This is a genomic window from Microvirga roseola (assembly GCF_020866965.1).
Classification (GTDB): domain Bacteria; phylum Pseudomonadota; class Alphaproteobacteria; order Rhizobiales; family Beijerinckiaceae; genus Microvirga; species Microvirga roseola.
On record NZ_JAJATX010000001.1, the window covers coordinates 122,995 to 141,223 of the forward strand.

At 64.6% G+C, this 18,229-nt stretch carries 23 protein-coding genes and 1 tRNA gene; 9 read left to right on the forward strand and 15 right to left on the reverse strand.

Annotated elements, in window-relative coordinates:
• The first annotated feature begins 134 nt into the window (after positions 1-134).
• Genes minC through minE form a run of 3 tightly spaced genes read left to right on the forward strand, consistent with a single transcriptional unit; the run spans position 135 to position 1,889 of the window.
• Positions 135-797: a septum site-determining protein MinC gene (minC, locus tag LG661_RS00605; protein ID WP_230529910.1), complete on the forward strand. Its 663-nt coding sequence runs from the start codon at positions 135-137 to the stop codon at positions 795-797.
• A gap of 16 nt (positions 798-813) precedes the next feature.
• Entirely contained in the window at positions 814-1,629 is an 816-nt protein-coding gene (gene minD, locus LG661_RS00610; protein WP_230529911.1) for a septum site-determining protein MinD, read from the forward strand.
• Complete coding sequence (gene minE / locus LG661_RS00615) at positions 1,626-1,889, forward strand: cell division topological specificity factor MinE (RefSeq protein ID WP_230529912.1); 264 nt, start codon at positions 1,626-1,628, stop codon at positions 1,887-1,889. Before minD ends, minE begins: the two co-directional genes overlap by 4 nt.
• Positions 1,890-1,950: 61 nt before the next feature.
• On the opposite strand, the gene LG661_RS00620 is transcribed toward minE, so the two are convergent.
• From LG661_RS00620 to LG661_RS00635, 4 genes are all read right to left on the reverse strand, one after another.
• A complete protein-coding gene (locus LG661_RS00620; RefSeq protein WP_230529913.1) occupies positions 1,951-3,117 on the reverse strand; it encodes a thermonuclease family protein in 1,167 nt (388 codons plus the stop codon).
• Positions 3,110-3,871 (reverse strand): hypothetical protein, encoded by a 762-nt coding sequence (locus LG661_RS00625; protein WP_230529914.1) that lies wholly within the window; start codon positions 3,869-3,871, stop codon positions 3,110-3,112. Before LG661_RS00625 ends, LG661_RS00620 begins: the two co-directional genes overlap by 8 nt.
• A 137-nt stretch (positions 3,872-4,008) precedes the next feature.
• A complete protein-coding gene (locus LG661_RS00630) occupies positions 4,009-4,398 on the reverse strand; it encodes a septal ring lytic transglycosylase RlpA family protein (RefSeq protein ID WP_407666608.1) in 390 nt (129 codons plus the stop codon).
• Positions 4,399-4,574: 176 nt separating this feature from the next.
• Positions 4,575-5,804, reverse strand: a complete 1,230-nt coding sequence (locus tag LG661_RS00635; RefSeq protein ID WP_230529915.1) for an MFS transporter — start codon at positions 5,802-5,804, stop codon at positions 4,575-4,577.
• Positions 5,805-6,019: 215 nt separating this feature from the next.
• On the opposite strand from LG661_RS00635, the gene LG661_RS00640 reads away from it, so the two are divergent.
• Positions 6,020-6,955: a DMT family transporter gene (locus LG661_RS00640; RefSeq protein ID WP_230529916.1), complete on the forward strand. Its 936-nt coding sequence runs from the start codon at positions 6,020-6,022 to the stop codon at positions 6,953-6,955.
• A 1-nt stretch (position 6,956) separates the two neighbouring features.
• Here the strand turns inward: LG661_RS00640 and LG661_RS00645 are convergent, their stop codons facing one another.
• Positions 6,957-7,241, reverse strand: a complete 285-nt coding sequence (locus LG661_RS00645) for a hypothetical protein (RefSeq protein WP_230529917.1) — start codon at positions 7,239-7,241, stop codon at positions 6,957-6,959.
• Between the two features lie 172 nt (positions 7,242-7,413).
• On the opposite strand from LG661_RS00645, the gene LG661_RS00650 reads away from it, so the two are divergent.
• Positions 7,414-7,490, forward strand: a tRNA-Arg gene (locus LG661_RS00650).
• A 20-nt stretch (positions 7,491-7,510) separates the two neighbouring features.
• Here LG661_RS00650 and LG661_RS00655 read toward each other — a convergent pair.
• Entirely contained in the window at positions 7,511-7,840 is a 330-nt protein-coding gene (locus LG661_RS00655) for a hypothetical protein (RefSeq protein ID WP_230529918.1), read from the reverse strand.
• Between the two features lie 133 nt (positions 7,841-7,973).
• Here LG661_RS00655 and LG661_RS00660 point away from each other — a divergent pair, with 133 nt between their 5' ends.
• Entirely contained in the window at positions 7,974-8,246 is a 273-nt protein-coding gene (locus LG661_RS00660) for a hypothetical protein (protein WP_230529919.1), read from the forward strand.
• Between the two features lie 142 nt (positions 8,247-8,388).
• Complete coding sequence (locus LG661_RS00665; RefSeq protein ID WP_230529920.1) at positions 8,389-8,700, forward strand: hypothetical protein; 312 nt, start codon at positions 8,389-8,391, stop codon at positions 8,698-8,700.
• A gap of 69 nt (positions 8,701-8,769) precedes the next feature.
• Here the strand turns inward: LG661_RS00665 and LG661_RS00670 are convergent, their stop codons facing one another.
• On the reverse strand, positions 8,770-9,549 hold the full coding sequence (locus LG661_RS00670; RefSeq protein WP_230529921.1) for a phasin family protein: 780 nt from the start codon (positions 9,547-9,549) through the stop codon (positions 8,770-8,772).
• 507 nt (positions 9,550-10,056) lie between these two features.
• Between LG661_RS00670 and LG661_RS00675 the strand changes: the two genes are divergently transcribed.
• Positions 10,057-10,515 (forward strand): hypothetical protein, encoded by a 459-nt coding sequence (locus LG661_RS00675; RefSeq protein ID WP_230529922.1) that lies wholly within the window; start codon positions 10,057-10,059, stop codon positions 10,513-10,515.
• Between the two features lie 22 nt (positions 10,516-10,537).
• On the opposite strand, the gene LG661_RS00680 is transcribed toward LG661_RS00675, so the two are convergent.
• On the reverse strand, positions 10,538-11,110 hold the full coding sequence (locus tag LG661_RS00680) for a PRC-barrel domain-containing protein (protein ID WP_230529923.1): 573 nt from the start codon (positions 11,108-11,110) through the stop codon (positions 10,538-10,540).
• Between the two features lie 217 nt (positions 11,111-11,327).
• Here LG661_RS00680 and LG661_RS00685 point away from each other — a divergent pair, with 217 nt between their 5' ends.
• On the forward strand, positions 11,328-11,603 hold the full coding sequence (locus tag LG661_RS00685; protein WP_230529924.1) for a hypothetical protein: 276 nt from the start codon (positions 11,328-11,330) through the stop codon (positions 11,601-11,603).
• 29 nt (positions 11,604-11,632) lie between these two features.
• Here LG661_RS00685 and LG661_RS00690 read toward each other — a convergent pair whose 3' ends face one another.
• The 7 genes from LG661_RS00690 to LG661_RS00720 all read right to left on the reverse strand — a co-directional run bounded on the left by LG661_RS00690 (position 11,633) and on the right by LG661_RS00720 (position 18,144).
• Entirely contained in the window at positions 11,633-11,962 is a 330-nt protein-coding gene (locus LG661_RS00690) for a hypothetical protein (protein WP_230529925.1), read from the reverse strand.
• 96 nt (positions 11,963-12,058) lie between these two features.
• Complete coding sequence (locus LG661_RS00695) at positions 12,059-12,229, reverse strand: YqaE/Pmp3 family membrane protein (protein WP_230529926.1); 171 nt, start codon at positions 12,227-12,229, stop codon at positions 12,059-12,061.
• A 75-nt stretch (positions 12,230-12,304) separates the two neighbouring features.
• Positions 12,305-12,502 carry a hypothetical protein gene (locus tag LG661_RS00700; protein WP_230529927.1) on the reverse strand — a complete coding sequence of 66 codons (198 nt, stop codon included), beginning with the start codon at positions 12,500-12,502 and terminating at the stop codon, positions 12,305-12,307.
• Positions 12,503-12,573: 71 nt separating this feature from the next.
• On the reverse strand, positions 12,574-13,377 hold the full coding sequence (iolB, locus tag LG661_RS00705) for a 5-deoxy-glucuronate isomerase (RefSeq protein WP_230529928.1): 804 nt from the start codon (positions 13,375-13,377) through the stop codon (positions 12,574-12,576).
• Between the two features lie 12 nt (positions 13,378-13,389).
• Entirely contained in the window at positions 13,390-14,274 is an 885-nt protein-coding gene (gene iolE / locus LG661_RS00710; RefSeq protein ID WP_230529929.1) for a myo-inosose-2 dehydratase, read from the reverse strand.
• Positions 14,275-14,297: 23 nt separating this feature from the next.
• Positions 14,298-16,145 (reverse strand): 3D-(3,5/4)-trihydroxycyclohexane-1,2-dione acylhydrolase (decyclizing), encoded by a 1,848-nt coding sequence (iolD, locus tag LG661_RS00715; protein WP_230529930.1) that lies wholly within the window; start codon positions 16,143-16,145, stop codon positions 14,298-14,300.
• 61 nt (positions 16,146-16,206) lie between these two features.
• On the reverse strand, positions 16,207-18,144 hold the full coding sequence (locus LG661_RS00720) for a bifunctional 5-dehydro-2-deoxygluconokinase/5-dehydro-2-deoxyphosphogluconate aldolase (protein ID WP_230529931.1): 1,938 nt from the start codon (positions 18,142-18,144) through the stop codon (positions 16,207-16,209).
• Between the last annotated feature and the right edge of the window lie 85 nt (positions 18,145-18,229).

Genomic DNA, 18,229 nt, shown 5'->3' on the forward strand with positions numbered 1-18,229 from the left:
GTTTCGCGCCGCTGCCGTTCTTAACGGTCCGTTAACCATAAAAGGTCGAAATCAGAGACGTAGAAGGAAATTCAAATCCCGTGACCATCGCCGTGCGACCCCGACCCTCTCTTCGCTTCCGTGGCAGGTCCTTCATGGCCCTGGTCCTCGCGCCTGAAGTGCCGCTCAGGGACTGGCTCGAAGATCTCGATGCCGTTTCGGAGCGTTCGCCGGGGTTCTTCGCCGGACGGCCTATCATCGTGGACGTGTCCTCGCTCAAGCCCTCCAAGTCGGAGCTCAAGTTCCTGCTGGCGGCGCTCAAGATGCGCGACATCCGCATCATCGGTCTCGAGGGGGCCGCGCCCGCGGTAGTCGACGCCGACATGCCGGCTCCCGTCAATGGCGGCAAGCCGGCGGGCGAGATCGACATTCCCGACGCAGCCAATGCCGCCGTCGCCGCAGCCTCCGCCTTCCAGACGCCCGCGCCCGAGAAGTCGCTTCTCATCGAGGGCTCGGTCCGCTCGGGCCAGTCGATCCTTCATCCCGAAGGCGACGTGACGGTGCTGGGCTCGGTTGCATCGGGCGCTGAGATCGTGGCGGGCGGTTCCATTCACGTCTACGGCGTGTTGCGCGGCCGGGCCATTGCAGGCTGCACGGGCAATGCACGCGCGCGCATCTTCTGCAGAAAATTCGAAGCCGAACTGATCGCAATCGATGGGCTCTACAAGACGGCCGACGACCTCGGATCGAAGTATCACGGTCAGGCCATTCAAGTGAACCTGGATGGCGACTCGATCATCCTGAAAACGCTGGATTGAGGAAAGAGGGACGACAATGGCCAAAGTCTTGGTCGTAACATCAGGCAAAGGTGGCGTTGGCAAGACAACGTCTTCAGCAGCTCTGGGCGCAGCGCTGGCGCATGGCGGCGACAAGGTCGTCGTCATCGACTTCGACGTCGGGCTACGCAACCTGGACCTCGTGATGGGAGCGGAGCGCCGGGTCGTCTTCGACCTCATCAACGTGGTGCAGGGCGATGCGAAGCTGAACCAGGCTCTCATCCGCGACAAGCGGCTGGAGAACCTCTCGCTTCTTCCCGCCTCCCAGACCCGCGACAAGGATGCGCTCACTGAGGAGGGCGTCGCCCGGGTCCTGAACGAGCTTCGCGAGAAGTTCGACTGGATCATCTGCGACAGCCCGGCGGGCATCGAGCGCGGCGCGACCATGGCCATGCGGCACGCGGATGTCGCCGTCGTCGTCACCAACCCGGAAGTCTCTTCGGTGCGCGACTCCGACCGCATCATCGGTCTCCTCGACTCGAAGACCGAGCGCGCGGAGAAAGGCGAGCGCATCGAGAAGCACCTGCTTCTCACCCGCTACGATCCCATCCGCGCCGAGCGCGGCGAGATGCTGAAGGTCGAGGACGTTCTGGAGATTCTCTCGATCCCGCTGATCGGCATCATCCCGGAGAGCGAAGAGGTGCTGCGCGCCTCGAACGTCGGATCGCCGGTCACGCTCAACAACCCGTCGAGCGCGCCGGGCCGGGCCTATTTCGACGCCTCGCGGCGGCTGAAGGGCGAGACCGTCGAGCTCACGATTCCCACCGACAAGAAGAGCCTGCTCGGCAAATTGTTCGGACGGAGGGCTGCATGAGCCTTATGAACTTCTTTAACCGTCGCACTTCCGCGCCGGTTGCCCGCGAGCGCCTGCAGATTCTGCTGGCGCATGAGCGGGGGATCGTCGGGGGCAAGCCCGATCTTGTCGCACAGCTGCGGGAAGAGATCCTGGCTGTCGTCAGCCGGCATATCTCGGTCCAGCGCGACAATGTCCAGGTCAAGATGAACCGCGACTCCGACATTTCAACCCTCGAGATCGAAGTCGAGATTCCCGCCCCCGCCGAAGCGCGGGCTTAGGCGCATCAGCACGAGAAACGACGGCCAGCCGATCGCATCGGCTGGCTGAATTCGCTTGAACCTATTGCGGGCTCCACACGCCGATCTTGGACTGGCGCGCCTGTTCGGCTGCCGCCTTGAGTTCGGGCGTCGCCTCGTCCGTCGGCTTGCCGCCGCCATTGAACAGCACGACCCGCGACAGATCCCGTCCGTCGACCTCGCAGCGATAGGTGTCGTTCCCGCCCGCAGGCTCGCAGGAGACCTCGCGGCCGCCGAGATAGCTGGCCATGTCCTCGGGCTTTCCGGCCCCGGGCGCCCATTCCACCCCGAACAGGCGGACGACCTCGCCTTCGAGCGAGAGCGTCGCCGTATCGAGCACCTCCGGCACGCCCTTTAGGCTGCGCGGCCGCGACGGCGCTGCAGCCGGAGCAACGTCGGCAACGGCCTGCGTGGTAGGAGTAATCGTGCCGGTCGCTTCGGGGCCGTCGCTGTCCGCAGCGACCGCTACCGGCGGCTCCGGCTCTGAATCGAACAGCGAATAGGTTCCGAGCCCCAGAAGGGCGGCGACAAGGAGGGCGCCGATGGCGAAGCCCCGGCCGCGCGGCAGGGAGCGCTCCCTCAGGCCGTCGACGAAGCTCCGCGCCCTGTGGCCCGAGATCGGGAAGCCGTCGCGCGCCGCATGGAAGCGGGCCGCGTCGCCTGTCGCCGGAGAGGCCTGCCGCGACGCGAAGAAGTCACGCAACGTCTCGCCGCCGAAGAGCCCTGCGGAGGCGGCCTCCCGGGAGGCCTCGCCGGAATCGACGTTCAGCCAGTCGCGCCGCGGCTTTTCCGGCTGCGGTGGGGGTGGCGCGGCGACCGGCCGCTCGTGGACGATCGGATTCTCGAGAGGCGGCGGCGCCTCCGCCGCGGGTTCAGGGGATAGGGCCCTGGATTGCTGGAAGAGAACCGGGTGACTTTCTCGCAGCTCGTCCAGAAGATCGCGGATGGTGAACTCGATGCTCCGCCCATCCTTGTCGATCATGCGCGGCCGGCCCTTCGGGTCGATCACCGTGATCCTCAGTGTGCCGTCCACCAGCGAATAGCGCAGCGACGATTCGATGATCAGCTCCAGCGGGCGGCGGGCATCGGCGGTGGGGTTGAGCCTGTCGACCTCCTGCCGGATGACCGCACGCACCTCCTCCCGCATCTGGGACCAGGTGCGGCTGGAGCCGCCTTCTGGCGCGGAGCTCCTGTAGGCCTGCTCATCCATGGGACGAATCCTCCCGGTCGGCGTCTCGCCTGCTCGTGCGGCGGATAGTCGAGGAATGCTCCGCGACGATCACGGGCTTGTCGCCGATGAAATGCACGATCAGCTGGAGCGCGCCGGTTCCCTCGGCGCGCCGCCGGCGCTTGGGATGCGAGGCGCTGTAATCGAAGACCGCGCGCACCGTGCAGATGTCGGTGCGCGGCTTGCAATCGACGCCGATCGATTCGGGCCTGACGCGGTAATCCCGCTGGGGCCAGCGCTGGGCGAAGCGCCGCTTCTCCTGATAGAGCGCCCGCATGCTCAGCCTGCGGCCGTGGAACAGGATGTCGGGCCCATAGAACTCCGCCATGGAGTCGAGCGCTTCATCGTTCGGCGAGGACCATGCATCCAGGTAGTCGACGGCAAAGTCCCGCGCGATTTCGCTCCGGGACAGGCGTCTTTCGGGGAGCGGACGACGCGGTTCCTCCGCCACGGTGGGAGCCGTCGGGGAAGGCAGGGGCGGCGCCATTGGCTCGGTCGCCTGCCACGAAGGCGACGGCTCCGGCGCGACTGTCTGGGGCTGAACCGCCTGGCCCGCAGGCGGAGCGGACGTTGGAGCGGCGGGCCGAGGGGGCGCCTGCTCGGCCTGCGGTGGAGCCACCGTGTCCGTCGGCGGATCGACCCATGGCCTGCCTGCCTGGGCGAACACGGAATTCCCGCCCGCGCACAGGAACAGGGCCGTTGCCGTGGTCAGAATCCCGTTCGCCCGCATGAGCATGTCCCGAGGGTCTCTCCTGAAGATAGGTTCGCGGGAGAAAAGCGGTTTGCCGGGGGCAGGGTTCCACGACCGGCCTGGCTGAAAGAGCTCCGGCAGGTCGTGGAAGGAGGCGTCTGACAGAGGCTGTCAGTGAAGCGTCAGAGCTGCGCCAGTTCGACGGCGCCGACACCCGAGATGCCGATGGCCTGCGCGGAGGCGCGGGAGAGATCGATGACGCGTCCGTGGGCATAGGGGCCCCGGTCGTTGATGCGCACCACCACCGACTTGCCGGTCTTCTTGTTCACCACGCGGACCTTGGTGCCGAAGGGCAGGGTGCGGTGGGCGGCAGTCATCTCGTTGGTGTTGAAGGTTTCGCCGCTCGCGGTCTTCTTTCCGTGAAAGCCGGGACCGTACCAGGAGGCTTTTCCGCTCTGAATGACTTTGGCGGATTTCTTGTTCGGCTCTGCGCTGACGAGGGTGGGAGACAAGACGGCAGCAGCCGAGACGAACAGGCTGGCGATAGTAAGCGTAACCTTGCGTTGATCCACAATGCATCCCCTTGCTGTTGTAGAGGGGGCGCAAAATATCCGGTAATAAGGCAAGAATAAGATTGTTCCTGATTTAATTTTATAGCCTGCCGAATGTAGAAATATTGAACATGAGATGAAGATGATCTGTAAAGTTATGCCATAACGCTGCAGAAATAGCCTGGCTATGGGGAGCTCTACCGCTGTATCTCGCTGCGATCACGGAAGGTTGGAGACCGGAGCCTGAGCGCAATGCCGAGCGCGAGAATGAGGTTGGCTGCAACCAGTCCCGCCACGCCCGGCCAGCCCCAGGCGCTCCAGAACAGGCCGCCGAGGGTGCCGATGGTGCTTGAGCCGAGATAGTAGCAGAAGAGATAAAGCGCCGAGGCCTGGGCCTTAGCGACCGTGGCCTGATGTCCGACCCAGCTGCTGGCGATGGAATGTGCGCCGAAGAAGCCGAAGGTCACGGCGACGACGCCTGCGAGAATGAGGGCGAGGTGGCTCGGCAGAGTTAGCCCGACGCCTGTGAGCATGATTGCGATCATCACCCACAGCACCCGCGAACGGCCGAGCCGTCCCGCCAGCGCGCCGATCCAGGCGGAGCTCGCGGTGCCGATCAGGTAGCTGACGAAGATCAGGCCGATGGCGGTCTGGCTCAGGGAGTAGGGCGGCGCGACCAGCCGATAGGCGAGGTAGTTGTAGACCGTCACGAAGCCGCCCATGAGCAGGAAGGCTTCCGCGAAGAGGCTGCGCAGGCCCGGATCGCGCAAGTGATCCGCAAAGGAGCGCAGGAGATCCGTCAGACGGGCGGAGCGCGGCTGGAAATGGGCGGAGTTCGGAAGGCTCCGCCAGGCCGCCACCGCCGTGACGAGGCCGATGGCCCCGATCGTGCCGATAGCGATCCTCCAGGAGCCGAGATCCGTCAGAAAACCGCCCAGAATCCTGCCCGCCATGCCCCCGACTGCATTGCCGCCGATGAAGAGGCCCATGGCAAGGCCGATGGATTTGGGGTGAACCTCCTCGCTCACATAGGCCATGGCCACGGCCGGCAGCCCGCTGAGGGTGATGCCGATTGTCATCCGGGCGAGGAGAAAGATGCTCCAGGTTGGGGCGAGCGCCGAGAGGATCGTCAGGACCGCGGAGGCGAACAGGGACGCGATCATCACGGGCTTGCGCCCAAAGACCTCCGAGACGGAGCCGGCGACCAGCATCGCCACCGCCAGCAGGCCCGTGGAGAGCGAGAGCGACAGGCTGCTCGCCGCCGCGCTGACGCCGAATTCCTGCGAAAAGGCCGGCAGCAGGGGCTGCACGCAATAGAGAATGGCGAAGGTCGAGAAGCCCGCCGCAAAAAGGGCGAGGTTCAGCCGGCGGAAGGCGGGCGTTCCGGTTTCGAGGCGCTGAGCGATCTCCGGCGCGTGCTTATTCATGGCTGCCCCTTGCGCTGTCCTGCTCTCATGGAGTGGTTTGGATGCCCATGTGGAAGGTGCAAGTCTAGTGCAGGCCCTATCCTGATCCATTCGCCTGAAGCATGGAGCAGGTGCCGTCTTTGCAGTTTCTTTCTGATGCGAAACAGCCTCTTGTCGACTTGCATTCATGCCCCCGGGCCCGCCGCCGCGCGTGCGGCTGACGTTTCGAGATTTTCATGACCACCGAATTTACGGCCCGGTCGGGCGCTGCCGCTCCGGCTCCGACGCAGAGCCTGCCCGCCGCCTCTCCGTTGCGGGGCATCCTGCTTCTCGTCGCCTCTACGGTCTTCTTCTCCGTGTCCGACGTGATCACGAAGCAGCTCGCCGCGACCCTGCCTGCGGGCCAGGTTGCCTGGATGCGCTACGCGGTCTTCGCGCTCCTCGTCATCCCACTCCTGGGCATGAATGGAGGCGGCACGCTGCTGCGCTCGCACCGCCCCGGTCTGCAGGTCTTGCGCGGCCTCGGCATGGTGGGCTCGACGATCATGTTCACCCACGGCCTGCGCTTCCTGCCGGTGGCGGATGCGACGGCGATCTATTTCGTCTCGCCCATCCTCATCATGGCGCTGTCCATCCTGTTTCTCGGCGAGCAGGTGGGCTGGCGGCGCTGGACCGCCGCTGCCGTCGGTCTCGTCGGTGTGCTGATCGTGATCCGCCCGGGCACGGGATCCTTCCAGACGGCGGCCCTCCTGCCGCTTGCCGGCGCAACGAGCTGGGCGGCTGCCGCCGTCGTGACCCGCCGGATGAGCGGCAGCGATCATGCCCTCACCACGCTCGCCTATTCCGCCTTTATCGGCTTTGCCGTGCTGAGCGCGGCCTTGCCGTGGTCCTGGGAGATGCCGGATGGAGGCGAGATGGCGCTGGGCCTGTGCGTCGGCCTTCTCTCCACCGTCGGGCACTGGTTCGTCATCCAGGCCTACCGGCACGGCAGCGCCTCGATCATCGCGCCCTTCTCCTATGTGCAGCTGATCTGGGCCGGCAGCCTCGGCTACCTGGTCTTCGGCTCCCTGCCCGACGGCTGGACCATCGTGGGAGCGGGGATCATTGCAGCGAGCGGCCTCTACACGGCCTATCGCGAGCGGGTGCGCTCGCTGCAGAAGGCGACGGCCTGATTCAAGCTCTGGAATGGACCACCCGCAGGCGGGGGCGTGCCGTGCGGTTGTAGAAAGTGATCTCGGTCCACTCCTCCTCGGCGGGCCCCTCCACGAGGCGGTAGCCGAGTTGCTCGGCGAGCGCGCGGACCTGGCCCAGATTGGCGCTGGAGATCCGGCGGCTGAATTCCGGCATGTCCTGGCTCATCAGCACGGCGAGCATGCCGATCTCGACGCCCTGGTCGAAATCCACGCTGCGGGCAGGAAAGCGCAGCCGCATTCCTTCGGCGAGATGGATGTGATGCATGTGACCCTGTTCGGTTGACGACTAGATTTCGCCATTATTCGCAAAAGGTCCTACCGCATCTTTAAAGCCCGACCGCAGGGCGCAGAGGGGCGCTTTCGCATAAGCCGGCCTCATGACGGTTGCCCTGACGCCCCTAATCAGGTAGGGAGAAGGCTAGGCCCAGGCGCCGCACGCACCCGTAGCTCAGCTGGATAGAGCGTTGCCCTCCGAAGGCAAAGGTCACACGTTCGAATCGTGTCGGGTGCGCCATTTCTCCCTCGTTTCTCCCCCTACCGCCGACCTCCTCGCCTGTGCGAGGCCGGGCCGCTTGACACGACGCTCAAGGGCCTGAGGGAAGGTTCGCCTGACGAATCGCGGTTGGCGAGGTGGTCGATGGCCGATTTGAGCAGGCCGGCATAGACCTGGGAGCTGAGGCCGAAGGTCAGGTGGACGTTGCCGTTCCTGACCTCGGCTGCCAGGGACCAGTCCTCGCCGCGCACCAAGTCCGACTCGTCCAGGATGCCGCTCAGCTCCGCGAGAAATCGGGACGAGATCTCGGTCGGCAGGGTGACGTGGACGGAATAGGGATGCGCATGGGCCGCATCGACCAGGATCGTCATCGGATAGGCTCCGCTCAACGGGTGTCGTGACGGACGAACTATCGCATCCCTCCGGGAACGGATCGACCCCTCCACTATTTCCTGTTGACTGCAATTGACCCTGCGTATCGGGAGCGGCCACATTTATCGGGATATGCATCGCCTTCTCTCCTCCTTTCGCAGCGCTTTGTCCCGGCTCTTCGGCCGCAGACCGCGCACTGAGAGCCTGACGGCCGTTGAATACGAGGCTGTGTGCCTCATCGCCTATGAGGGGCGCGAGGCCTATGCCCGCGCCTGCGAGCAGGCGGAGTATTGCCGGTCCAGGGGCGTTCCCAACGGCGTGGCGTTCTGGAGAGAGGTCGCCGCCGAGGTCGCCCGGCGGACGGGCCGGGCGGGGCGGGGAAAGACGACGGCCTTCCCCGAATGAATCCGCAGAGCCTCTGAGCCCGAGGCGAGTATTCCCATCGACATGTCGGCGCGAAGCTCTATTTTCCCAGGTCAGGGAGGCTTCGGTGAAAAGACTTGTGATCGCAATCGGGATGGCCGCGGGCGTTGCCGGATGTGTTTCCGTGACTCAGCAGACGGTGGTTGCGACCTGTTCCGATTATGTCGGCCGTCCCATCTCCGAGCGCATCGCCGCCGATGGGCCGCCGAAGGCGGTCCATCGGATCAGCCCGACCCGGCTGGGCTATGTATTCGAGACCTCCGAGACGCGCTTCGTCGGCGGACATCCCTATTACTCGGTCAATTACCTGGTCGGCGTCGACGTCCACCGCACGCCGGTCTATCCCGTGACCACTACCTGCCGGGGCACCTTCATCGTCCATGCGCCATCCGACGCCGTTCCCCTGTCGCAGCGGGTGATCGTCGACGTTTATTGAGCAGAGTACAGGAAGATCCGCCCTGCGCGACGGCTTCGTTTCATCGCGCAGGGCAAGCAAAATCACTGTTTAGCGCAGCGTGTTCCGCATGGCTTTTTCCGTAAGCTGCATCGTCAGGTCGGCGAACCGGAAAGTGTTCGCCAGTGTCTGCTCGAAATTGTCCCTCATCAGCGACGCCTGCACGGCGGCCCAATCCTGCGGGGACCGGCATTGGGTCAGCCTGTTCAGGCCTTCGAGATTCGTCTGCAGACGTTTCTGGCTCATGCGAAGGCATTCCCGCGACAGGTCCTGGACGCCGTGCGCCACAACCTGCGCCGGTACGGTTGCGGTCTGCATCGCGTCCATGGCCTCGTTGGCGAGGGGCTGGGCCATTTGAACCTGCCCGTCGATGAGGCTGCTCTGAGCCCGCCGCGCCTCCTCAAAGCTCGCGACATCGTCTTCCACCCGTTCAGTGACGGCGTCGGTCTCCTCGTCGCTCAGGACCTCAAGCACAGCTGGCAGCAGTTCCTTCCTGTCATTGCGGATATGCTGCTGAAACACACGCCTCAGCTCCGCCACCTTTGCAAGAAACTCGCCGCCATTCTTCGGCATGTGGTCGAGTTCTGCGAGAAGCGCATTCGTCTCCTCGTTGTCGCTCGTGGCATCCCGCAGCAGATCGTTCATCCCATGCTCGCGCAGGACCGGAAACAGATGCTCCTCCTGCAGGCCTGCCAGGAGCTGCAGCTCCTCCTTCAGATCCGCAAATAGCCGCTCGCGGGTTTTGACGGCGTTATCCGAGGTGGCGAGAAGCTTATCGAAGAGTTCGTTTGCCCGGTCGGGCGGGGTCTTGCTGAAATGTCTACGGGTCATTGTGTTCCTCGTGAAGCGGAGACGTGGGCTGAAGCGATGCAGGCTCTGGGCTCTGACGGAATGGCTCGCGCCAGGAAATGGGGGACGCATTGGCAGTGTCTCGAACCTGCCTTCGATACGAACGCTTTTCGGCAGAAGAAGGGCCCTGCGGTCCAGCACCAATCTGCGAGAATCTGCGAGGCCGGCTAGAGTTCCCGCATCGCATATGGTGACCCCTGGAACATTCGTCTCCCGGTCCTCTTGAATCCTCATCAGGCTTTCAGGAGAGCGACGCAGTGTTCAAGCTAGTCCAAAGCAATTTCCTTCTGCGGCAGGCGTGAACTCGCGTGAACACCGATACTGAGGGATAGCCGGATGCCGCGCCGAGTAATTATTCCTGATGCGCCGAAAACAAGCCTCGGATACTGAGAAAATTTGCAGTGGATCTCAGGGATAACTTTTTAAGATTCGACGCGTACCATATTTTCGTCATAAATACTTCAAGCGAGACGATATAGGGGCGATGTCGTGGCGAAGTTTTTGTCTTTTCCCTTGCAGGTCGAGAACCCGGTCACAACGGCGGCTTTTGCTGCCGTCACCGATGAGGCCGGTGCCGAAACGGGCCGGACGCCGGAAACCGCGGCGCATACGGATTCGCGGAAGAAAGAAAACGAGATGAAGATGTCCAATCCTCCGCGTGGGGTGCGCTTCGGGTTTTCCGGTCCCGATAACCGGATCATGTCGTTCAATGTGCCGGCAGCGGACGACTATGGGGCCGAGCACCCGTTCTATTCCTTCGAGGTCGAGTACGACCCGGAAGAGCCGGACCGGCTGGTGATCTGCCTCATGGAACTCGACGAGGACCGTTTCGTCCGCGTGGCCCGCAGCAGCGTACCGTTCTCCGCCTGGCATCTTGCCGATCTCGTCACCAAGCGAAAGGCGACGGAGGAAGAGGAAGCCGCATGGAAGGACGCGCCGGACGAGTGACGGTTCGCCGGGCGATCCCGGTTCAAATCGGTCCCCGCGGAATGTCGTTCCAGTAGTCCCGGATGTTCTGCTCGCGCTTGCGGTCGAACCAGACCTCGTCGTCTCCGTGAAAGGCCGGGGCGTTCCGGACCTGCGCTTCCGTGATATCCGTGCGGTATCCTTCGCGCTCCTTGTCGTAGGACAGCTTCTCCCACGGGATCGTGCGATGCTGGGCGCCGATTCCGAGAAAGCCGCCGAACGCCACATCCACGAGAATCACACGGCCGCTCACCTTCTCGATGAGGAGCCGCTTGATCGTGCCGATCTGGTTGGCCTCCTGATCGAACACGGCAGTGCCCTCGACGCGGTCGCTGCCGATGATGGGGTGAACCAGCGCAGCCTGGCTCACCGGGCCCCACAGGTAAAGGCCGCTCTCGATGAGACCCGCTGTCACCATGGCCCTGCTGACATCGAGATTCCATTCCTCGTCCGGTTCGATCCGGCGCACGAGGGTCCAGGGCCCGTGCTCAGGAGGAAGGGAATGTCCTTCTGCATCGTCGGCGAAAGCGCGAAGGTCAGGGGCGCTGGCCGACTGGAACACATGATAGGTTCTCATGAGCGCTCCCTTTCGATGGGATGCAGGCCCCGCATCGATTGACTCACGAGAAGCCGGGAAATGCAACTGTTCGGAGCCATTCAGATTGAATAGGAAGTGGCGCTGGCCGCCTGCAGGCCCAAGCGACGGGTCGCGCTGGCGCCGATCTTGCAGGCATCTTATAAAAGGCTAAGTTCGGTTCCCTGATGAGGGGAATAGTCCATTCCGGAGACCCGCATTGCTGACCGACGTCGCAATCGCGCTTACGGCCATCGTCGCAGGCTTCCTCACCGCCCTGTGGCTTCTCCTCCTTTGGGTCGGAGACGCCGTCGATCTGGAAGGGGAACGCGATCTCGATCCGATCCTCGGCGCGCGCGATCCGGTGGCGATATATGAATCGCAGGGGCCATACATCCCCATGCCTGATCACCTCAGGACGCGCGACGAGATGGTCGACTGGCTCACCAAGGACCTGCCCAGGCTGACCTCCGAGATGCAGAACCCCCGCACCTAGCTGAGTGCATCCGTGCGGGGGAACTGGCGTCAGTCGCAGCGGCGAATGCGCCGGGTCACCGTGCGGCCCCAGGCATCCTGCTCCTCGATGGTGATATTGCGGCAATTGTCCCGGTAGGCGCGGCGCTCGCGCATGGCGTCGCGACGGCCCTCCTCGTAAGCGCGGGCGCGATCCTCCTCCCGGCGCTCACGCCAGCGCTCGCGGCGCTCGTAGCGTTCCTGAGCGGGATCGCTGAGACCGAATTGCGGCCGTCCATCCGGGCCGATGCCGAACTGGAACTGCGGCTGGGCCACGCTGGGCGCAGCGATAAAGAGGCTGGACCCAATGGCGGCCGCCGCGATGAAAGCAAATCTTTTCATGACGTAAAATCCTTGTCCGTTGGTTGCTGGCAACGCGAGCCGGCAGTCACGGTTCCAAGCGAGACTTTGCTTCAGGGTGGCTTTGGAAATGGCGCATTACACGCGATTTTGTCGCGCAATCACCCAGACGGCATGCACGATGCCTGGGATATAGCCGAGGATCGTCAGGAGAATGTTGATCCAGAACTGCACACCGATACCGACGGTGAGAAAGACACCGACGGGCGGCAGCAGAATCGCAAGTAGAACGCGGAGAATGTTGGCCATGGGAACCCTGCCCGTTGTGGAATGACGGATGGTGAACGGCAGCGGTTCCATCCCGTTCCACAGCAGGCTATCGCGTCAGCGTTCCCACTGGATATTGAGCGCGCTGGCGACGAGGCGGTCGATCAGGACCGGCGCATCCGCCGCCATGCGCTCGATGCCGGACACCGCCTGGCGCGTCATGCGGCCGTCGAGAAAGGCGTAATCCATCACCACCGCGCTGACGAGCGCGATGACGGTCTTGAAGAAGCGCGATGCGAGATCGGACCAGGTCATGAGGCCCCTTGAAAGGTTATCATGAGGCTCATGCCGGAAAGAATGCGCGGGATCAAGAGAGGGTTGGGCCCTCAGGCCCTCGCCAGCATCCACTCGTGGTCCGGATCGTTGTGGAACTTCCAGATCCGCTTCGGACCCGCCATCACGTTGAGATAGTAGAGTTCATACCCGTGCGGCGCGCCGACAGGGTGATAGCCCTTGGGGACCAGCACCACATCCCCGTCGCCCGCGGCCAGCGTCTCGTCCAGGGAGCGATCATCCGTATAGACCCGCTGGAGCGCGAAGCCCGAGGGCGGGCTGAGGCGATGGTAGTAGGTCTCTTCCAGGAGCGATTCCTGCGGCAGCATGTCCCGGTCGTGCTTGTGCGGCGGATAGCTCGACCAATGGCCCGAAGGGGTGATGACCTCGACCACAAGCAGGCTCTCCGCCGGCTCCGTCTCGGGCAGGATGTTGCGCACGTGGCGGATATTCGTGCCCTTGCCGCGGGTTTCCTGCCCCACCTGCTCCGGGCGGACCACACGCGGCGGAAGCTTGCCTTCCGCCGGTGCGGTGCAGACGGTGACCTCGCAATCGGTTTGCGCCTGAAGCGCCCATTCGGAACGGGCGGGCGCATAGAGCGACCACGGATCCGGTTCGAAAGGCGAGGAACGCCCGCCGATGATTCCGAAATCCTCGGCGCCGGCCGATACACGAGCTTTGCCGGAGAGCATCACGATGCAGGCCTCCCGGTCTCCTGTGGCCTGCTTCAAGCTCTGTCCGCTTTTGAGCTGGTAGACCTCGAAGCCCACATAGGTCCAGCCGGCGGATTCCGGCGTGATGGCGTGAATGCGCCCGCTTTGATCGGGCTTCGACGGCTTGACGAGAAGCTTCGACATCGGCAGCGCTCCTTACCGTAGTCCGGCTTCCTTCAGGAAGCGGGTGAGATTAGCATAGCCCATCTTGGCATAGGTGAGGGGATGCGCCTTCTTCGGATCCTGCTCAGCCTCGATGACCACCCAGCCGCTGTAATCCGGCAGTTCCCGGAACACGGAGACGAAGTCCACCATGCCGTCGCCGGGCACCGTATAGACGCCCTCGAGCACGGAATCGAGGAAGCTCCAGTTCTCGGCCCGCGCCTTCTCCATCACGCTCCTGCGCACGTCCTTCGTGTGCACGTGGCTGATGCGCTTGCGATAGCGCCGGGCGAGATCCGCGGGGTTCGCACCGCCCCAGGTGGCGTGGCCCGTATCGAGCAGGAGATGGACCGCTTCACCCGTGGCCTTCATGAAGGCGTCGATATCCGCTTCCGATTCGACGATGGTGCCCATGTGGAGGTGATAAACGAGGCGTACGCCTTCCTGCAGCGTGCGCTCCGCCACTTCCGTGATGCGCCGCCCGAACTCCGCCCAGTCGCCGTCCTGCATGACGGGACGCTGCGAGAGCGGCTTGGAGCGGTCGCCATGGATGGCGTTCGAAGTCTCGGCGAAGACGAGTACGTTCGAGCCCATGGCCTTGAGAAGGTCGAGATGCGGGCGAAGCGCCTGCATCTCCGCATCCGCATCGCGCATCAACAGCTCAGCGGAGTACCAGCCCGACACGCAGGCAAGGCCGAAGGGCGCCAGCGCCTTCTTCAGGGCCTCCGGCTCGCGCGGAAACTTGTTGCCCAGCTCCATGCCCTCGAAGCCTGCTTCCTTCGCTTCCGCGAGGCAGATCTCCAGCGGCGTCTCGCCGCCGAGCTCCAGCATGTCGTCGTTGGACCAGCCGATGGGATTGGCCCCGATGCGGATCGTCATTGTCGTTGTCCTTTTTGGGTTCTTCAGTCGCCGACCCGCTGGGAAGCGAGGGCTGTCTCGTAATCCTTGCGCGCCGCCTTCACCTGGTCGCGAACGGAGACTTCCGGCACCGCCACGTCCCACCAATGGCCGCCCGCGTCTGTCGAGGCGAGCGGATCGGTGTCGATGACGATGACCGTGCTGCGATCCGCGCCGCGCGACTGCCGAAGCGCATCCTCCAGCTCGCCGATGCCCTTCACCTTCACGGCCTTCGCGCCGAGGCTCGCGGCATGGGCCGCAAAGTCGATATCGGGCAGGGCAACGTGATGGGTGTGCTGCAGCAGGTTGTTGAAGCTCTCCCCGCCCGTTGCGCGCTGCAGGCGGTTGATGCAGCCGAAGCCGCGATTGTCGAGGAGAACCACGGTGAGCTTCTGGCCGAGCATAACGGACGTGGCGAGCTCGGAGTTCATCATGAGATACGAGCCGTCGCCCACCATCACGATCACCTCGCGGTCGGGACAGGCCATCTTCACGCCGACGCCGCCTGCGATCTCATAGCCCATGCAGGAATAGCCGTATTCCATGTGGTAGCCGAGAGCGGTGCTCGCCTTCCAGTGCTTGTGCAGCTCGCCCGGCAGGCCGCCCGCGGCGCAGACGACGATGTCGGTCGGCGAGGCACTGCGCTGCACCGCGCCGATCACCTGCGCATCGGAGGGCAGTTCCGCATTGGTCGGGTCCGTGTAGCGTGCTGCCGCGTCGAACCAGCGGGCCTTCTCGTCGCGTCCTTTCGCCGTCCAGGCTTCGGGAGCCTTCCAGTCTTGAAGCGCGCGACTCAGTTCCTCAAGCCCGACGCGCGCATCCGCCACGAGGGGCAGGGCGCTGTGCTTGGTGGCGTCGAAGGCCTGCACGTTGAGGCCGACGATCTTCCGGTCCGGGCTCTTGAACAGGGCCCAGGAGCCGGTGGTGAAGTCCTGCAGGCGCGTACCGACAGCGATCACCACGTCGGCCTCTTCCGCCAGCGCATTGGCCGCGCCCGTACCCGTCACGCCGACGGCGCCGAGATTGGCCTGATGATCGTGGGGAAGACTCGACTTGCCCGCCTGCGTCTCGCCGACGAAGAGGCCATGCTTCTCCGCGAAATCCGCCAGAGCCTTTTCCGCGCCGGAAAAGAGCACGCCGCCGCCCGCGACGATGAACGGCTTCTTCGCATTGCGGATGAGGGCGGCGGCATCCTCGAGCTCCGTCACATCGGGCCGGATGCGGCGCGGCGTCCAGACCTTCTCCGCGAAGAAGCTCTCAGGATAATCGTAGGCTTCCGCCTGGGTGTCCTGGCAGAGGGCCAGAGTGACGGGGCCGCATTCGGCCGGGTCGGTGAGCACGTTCATGGCGCGCTGAAGCGCGGGAATGATCTGCTCCGGGCGCGCGATGCGGTCGAAATAGCGGGAGACGGGCCTGAAGCAGTCATTCGCCGATATTGTGCCGTCCGAAAAACTCTCGATCTGCTGCAGCACCGGATCGGGCCTGCGGTTGGCGAAGACATCGCCGGGCAAAAGCAGCACGGGAAGACGGTTCACATGGGCCACGGCGGCGGCCGTCACCATGTTGGTCGCGCCGGGGCCGATAGAGGTGGTGCAGGCCATCATCCGCCGCCGCCGCGAAGCCTTGGCGAAGGCGATCGCCGCATGGGCCATGCCCTGCTCGTTATGGGCGCGGTAGGTGGGAAGCCGGTCGCGCACCCCGTGCAGCGCCTCGCCCATGCCCGCCACATTGCCGTGGCCGAAGATGGCCCAGACGCCTGCGAAGAGGGGCAGGATTTCTCCGTCCACATCGGTCTTCTGCGCCGTCAGGAACCGGGCGATGGCTTGCGCCATGGTCAGGCGGATCGTGCTCATGCGTGCTCCATTCGAATGGCGCCGACCTTGGAGGAGAGGCGCAGTCTTCTCAAGTCGATCTTCAGGATAGGGCAAGCTCCTGTTGCTCACGCGCCTCGGCATGGCCTGCAGCGCGCCGCCAGGCCTCGACGAGACGCTGGAAGCGGGCGGCCATGTCGGCGATGGCGGCCTCGTCCGACATCTCGCCTTTGAGCCAGCGGCGGGCGGCGTCGTTGAATATGGTCCGCCCGACCGCGAAGCCCTTCACCTGCGGCTCGCTCGCGGCGGCGGCGAAGGCGGCCTCCAGCTCGTCCTCCGGCGCTTCGAGGCCGAGCAGCACGATGCCCCGGCAATACGGGTCGTTTCTCGTGATGACCTCGCCGATGGCGCTCCAGGCCGCCTTTTCCCGCTGCGGCTCCAGCTTCCACCAGTCCGGCTTGATGCCGAGATCGTAGAGGCGCTGAAGGATGCCGGCCACCGTGTCGGCCTTCAGCTCTCCGTGCTTTCCTGCAATGATCTCGACCAGGAGCTCGCGGCCGATGTGGCGGGCGGCGTCGTAGAGCCGCAAAAGCTCGCGCTCCTGGCGTTGCTTCAATTCCGGCGGATCGTCCGGATGGTAGAAGCAGAGGCACTTGATGGTGTGGCCCACAGGCCATTCGACAAGCTGTGCGCCGAGGCTGCCGCCATTCTCGAAATCGAGCGGACGCGAGCCCGGCAGCTCCACCGGGCGGCCGATCCAGAACGGATGGTCGGCGGCGCGAAACAGGGCCTCGCGGCCATAGGTGCCGTCGATCAGCATGCCGAAGCCGGGACGGCCCTTCGCCACCCGCGCAGCAGCCTCGACCGCAAGCACCTTGAAGTCGGGAATGCGCTCGATGGGCGCGCCGATCTCCTTCGCCATGGCCTCAAGCTGCATGCGGTGATCGATGGCGAGCGCCATGAGGCTGTCGGCCTCGGGCCGGCGCGTCGTCGCCCAGTGGATGTGGTTGATGTCCTCGTCGAACCTCAGCGCCCTGTGGCGGCTGCCTTCTTTCAGGAAATGCTGCAGTTCCGGGAAGGTCGGAATCTCGGGCGAGCAGAGGAGGCGCGAGACCGCGAAGGCCCCGCTTGCATTCGCGTAGGCGCAGCAGGTCTCGAGCGCCTCGCCCTTCAGCCAGCCGCGCAGAAAGCCGGACATGAAGGCGTCGCCTGCGCCGAGCACGTTGTAGACATCGACCGGGAAGCCCGGACCCTTCACGCCCTCCTCGAGCGAATCCGGAATCTCGCCCGGAAACACCACGCAGCCCATGGGGCCGCGCTTGCAGACGATGGTGGCCTTCGAGACGGCGCGGATGGCGCGGATGGCGGCAAGCGTCTCCTCCGAGCCGCCGGCGATGTGCAGCTCCTCCTCCGTGCCGACGACGAGGTCGCAATCGGCGAGGATCGGCTGCAGATGCTCCGTCACTTTGTCGGAGCGCACGTAGCGCGACTCGCCCGCCCCATGGCCGAGGAGGCCCCAGAGATTGGGGCGGTAATCCACGTCGAACGCGACCTTGCGTCCGTTGGCCTTGGCGATGCGGATCGCCTTTCTCTGGGCGGCAGCACTTGTCTCGCGCGAAATGTGCGTGCCGGTCACGACGATGGCCGCGGCGGAGGCGACGAAATCCTCGTCGATGTCGTCCTCGGTCAGCGCCATGTCGGCGCAGTTGTCGCGGTAGAAGATGAGCGGGAAGGAATCGGAGTCGCGAACGCCGAGGATCACGAGGGCGGTCAGGCGCTCGGGATCCGTGACGATGCCTTGGGTCGCGACGCCTTCGCGCTCCATCTGCTCGCGGATGAAGCGTCCCATGGCCTCGTCCCCGACGCGGGTGATGAGGCCCGATTTCAACCCGAGCCGGGCCGTGCCGATGGCGATGTTGGCCGGGCATCCGCCGACCGCCTTGGAGAAGGAGGCCATGTCCTCCAGGCGTCCGCCGACCTGCTGGCCGTAGAGATCGACCGAAGCGCGGCCGATGGTGATGACATCCAGGGTCGGCTTCATGCTCTCCTCCCGCTCCCGGAAAACGCCTTTGTCGGACGGTATTCCCGAGCCTGTCCCGGCTCTTGCAGCTGTAGAATGTTTATTC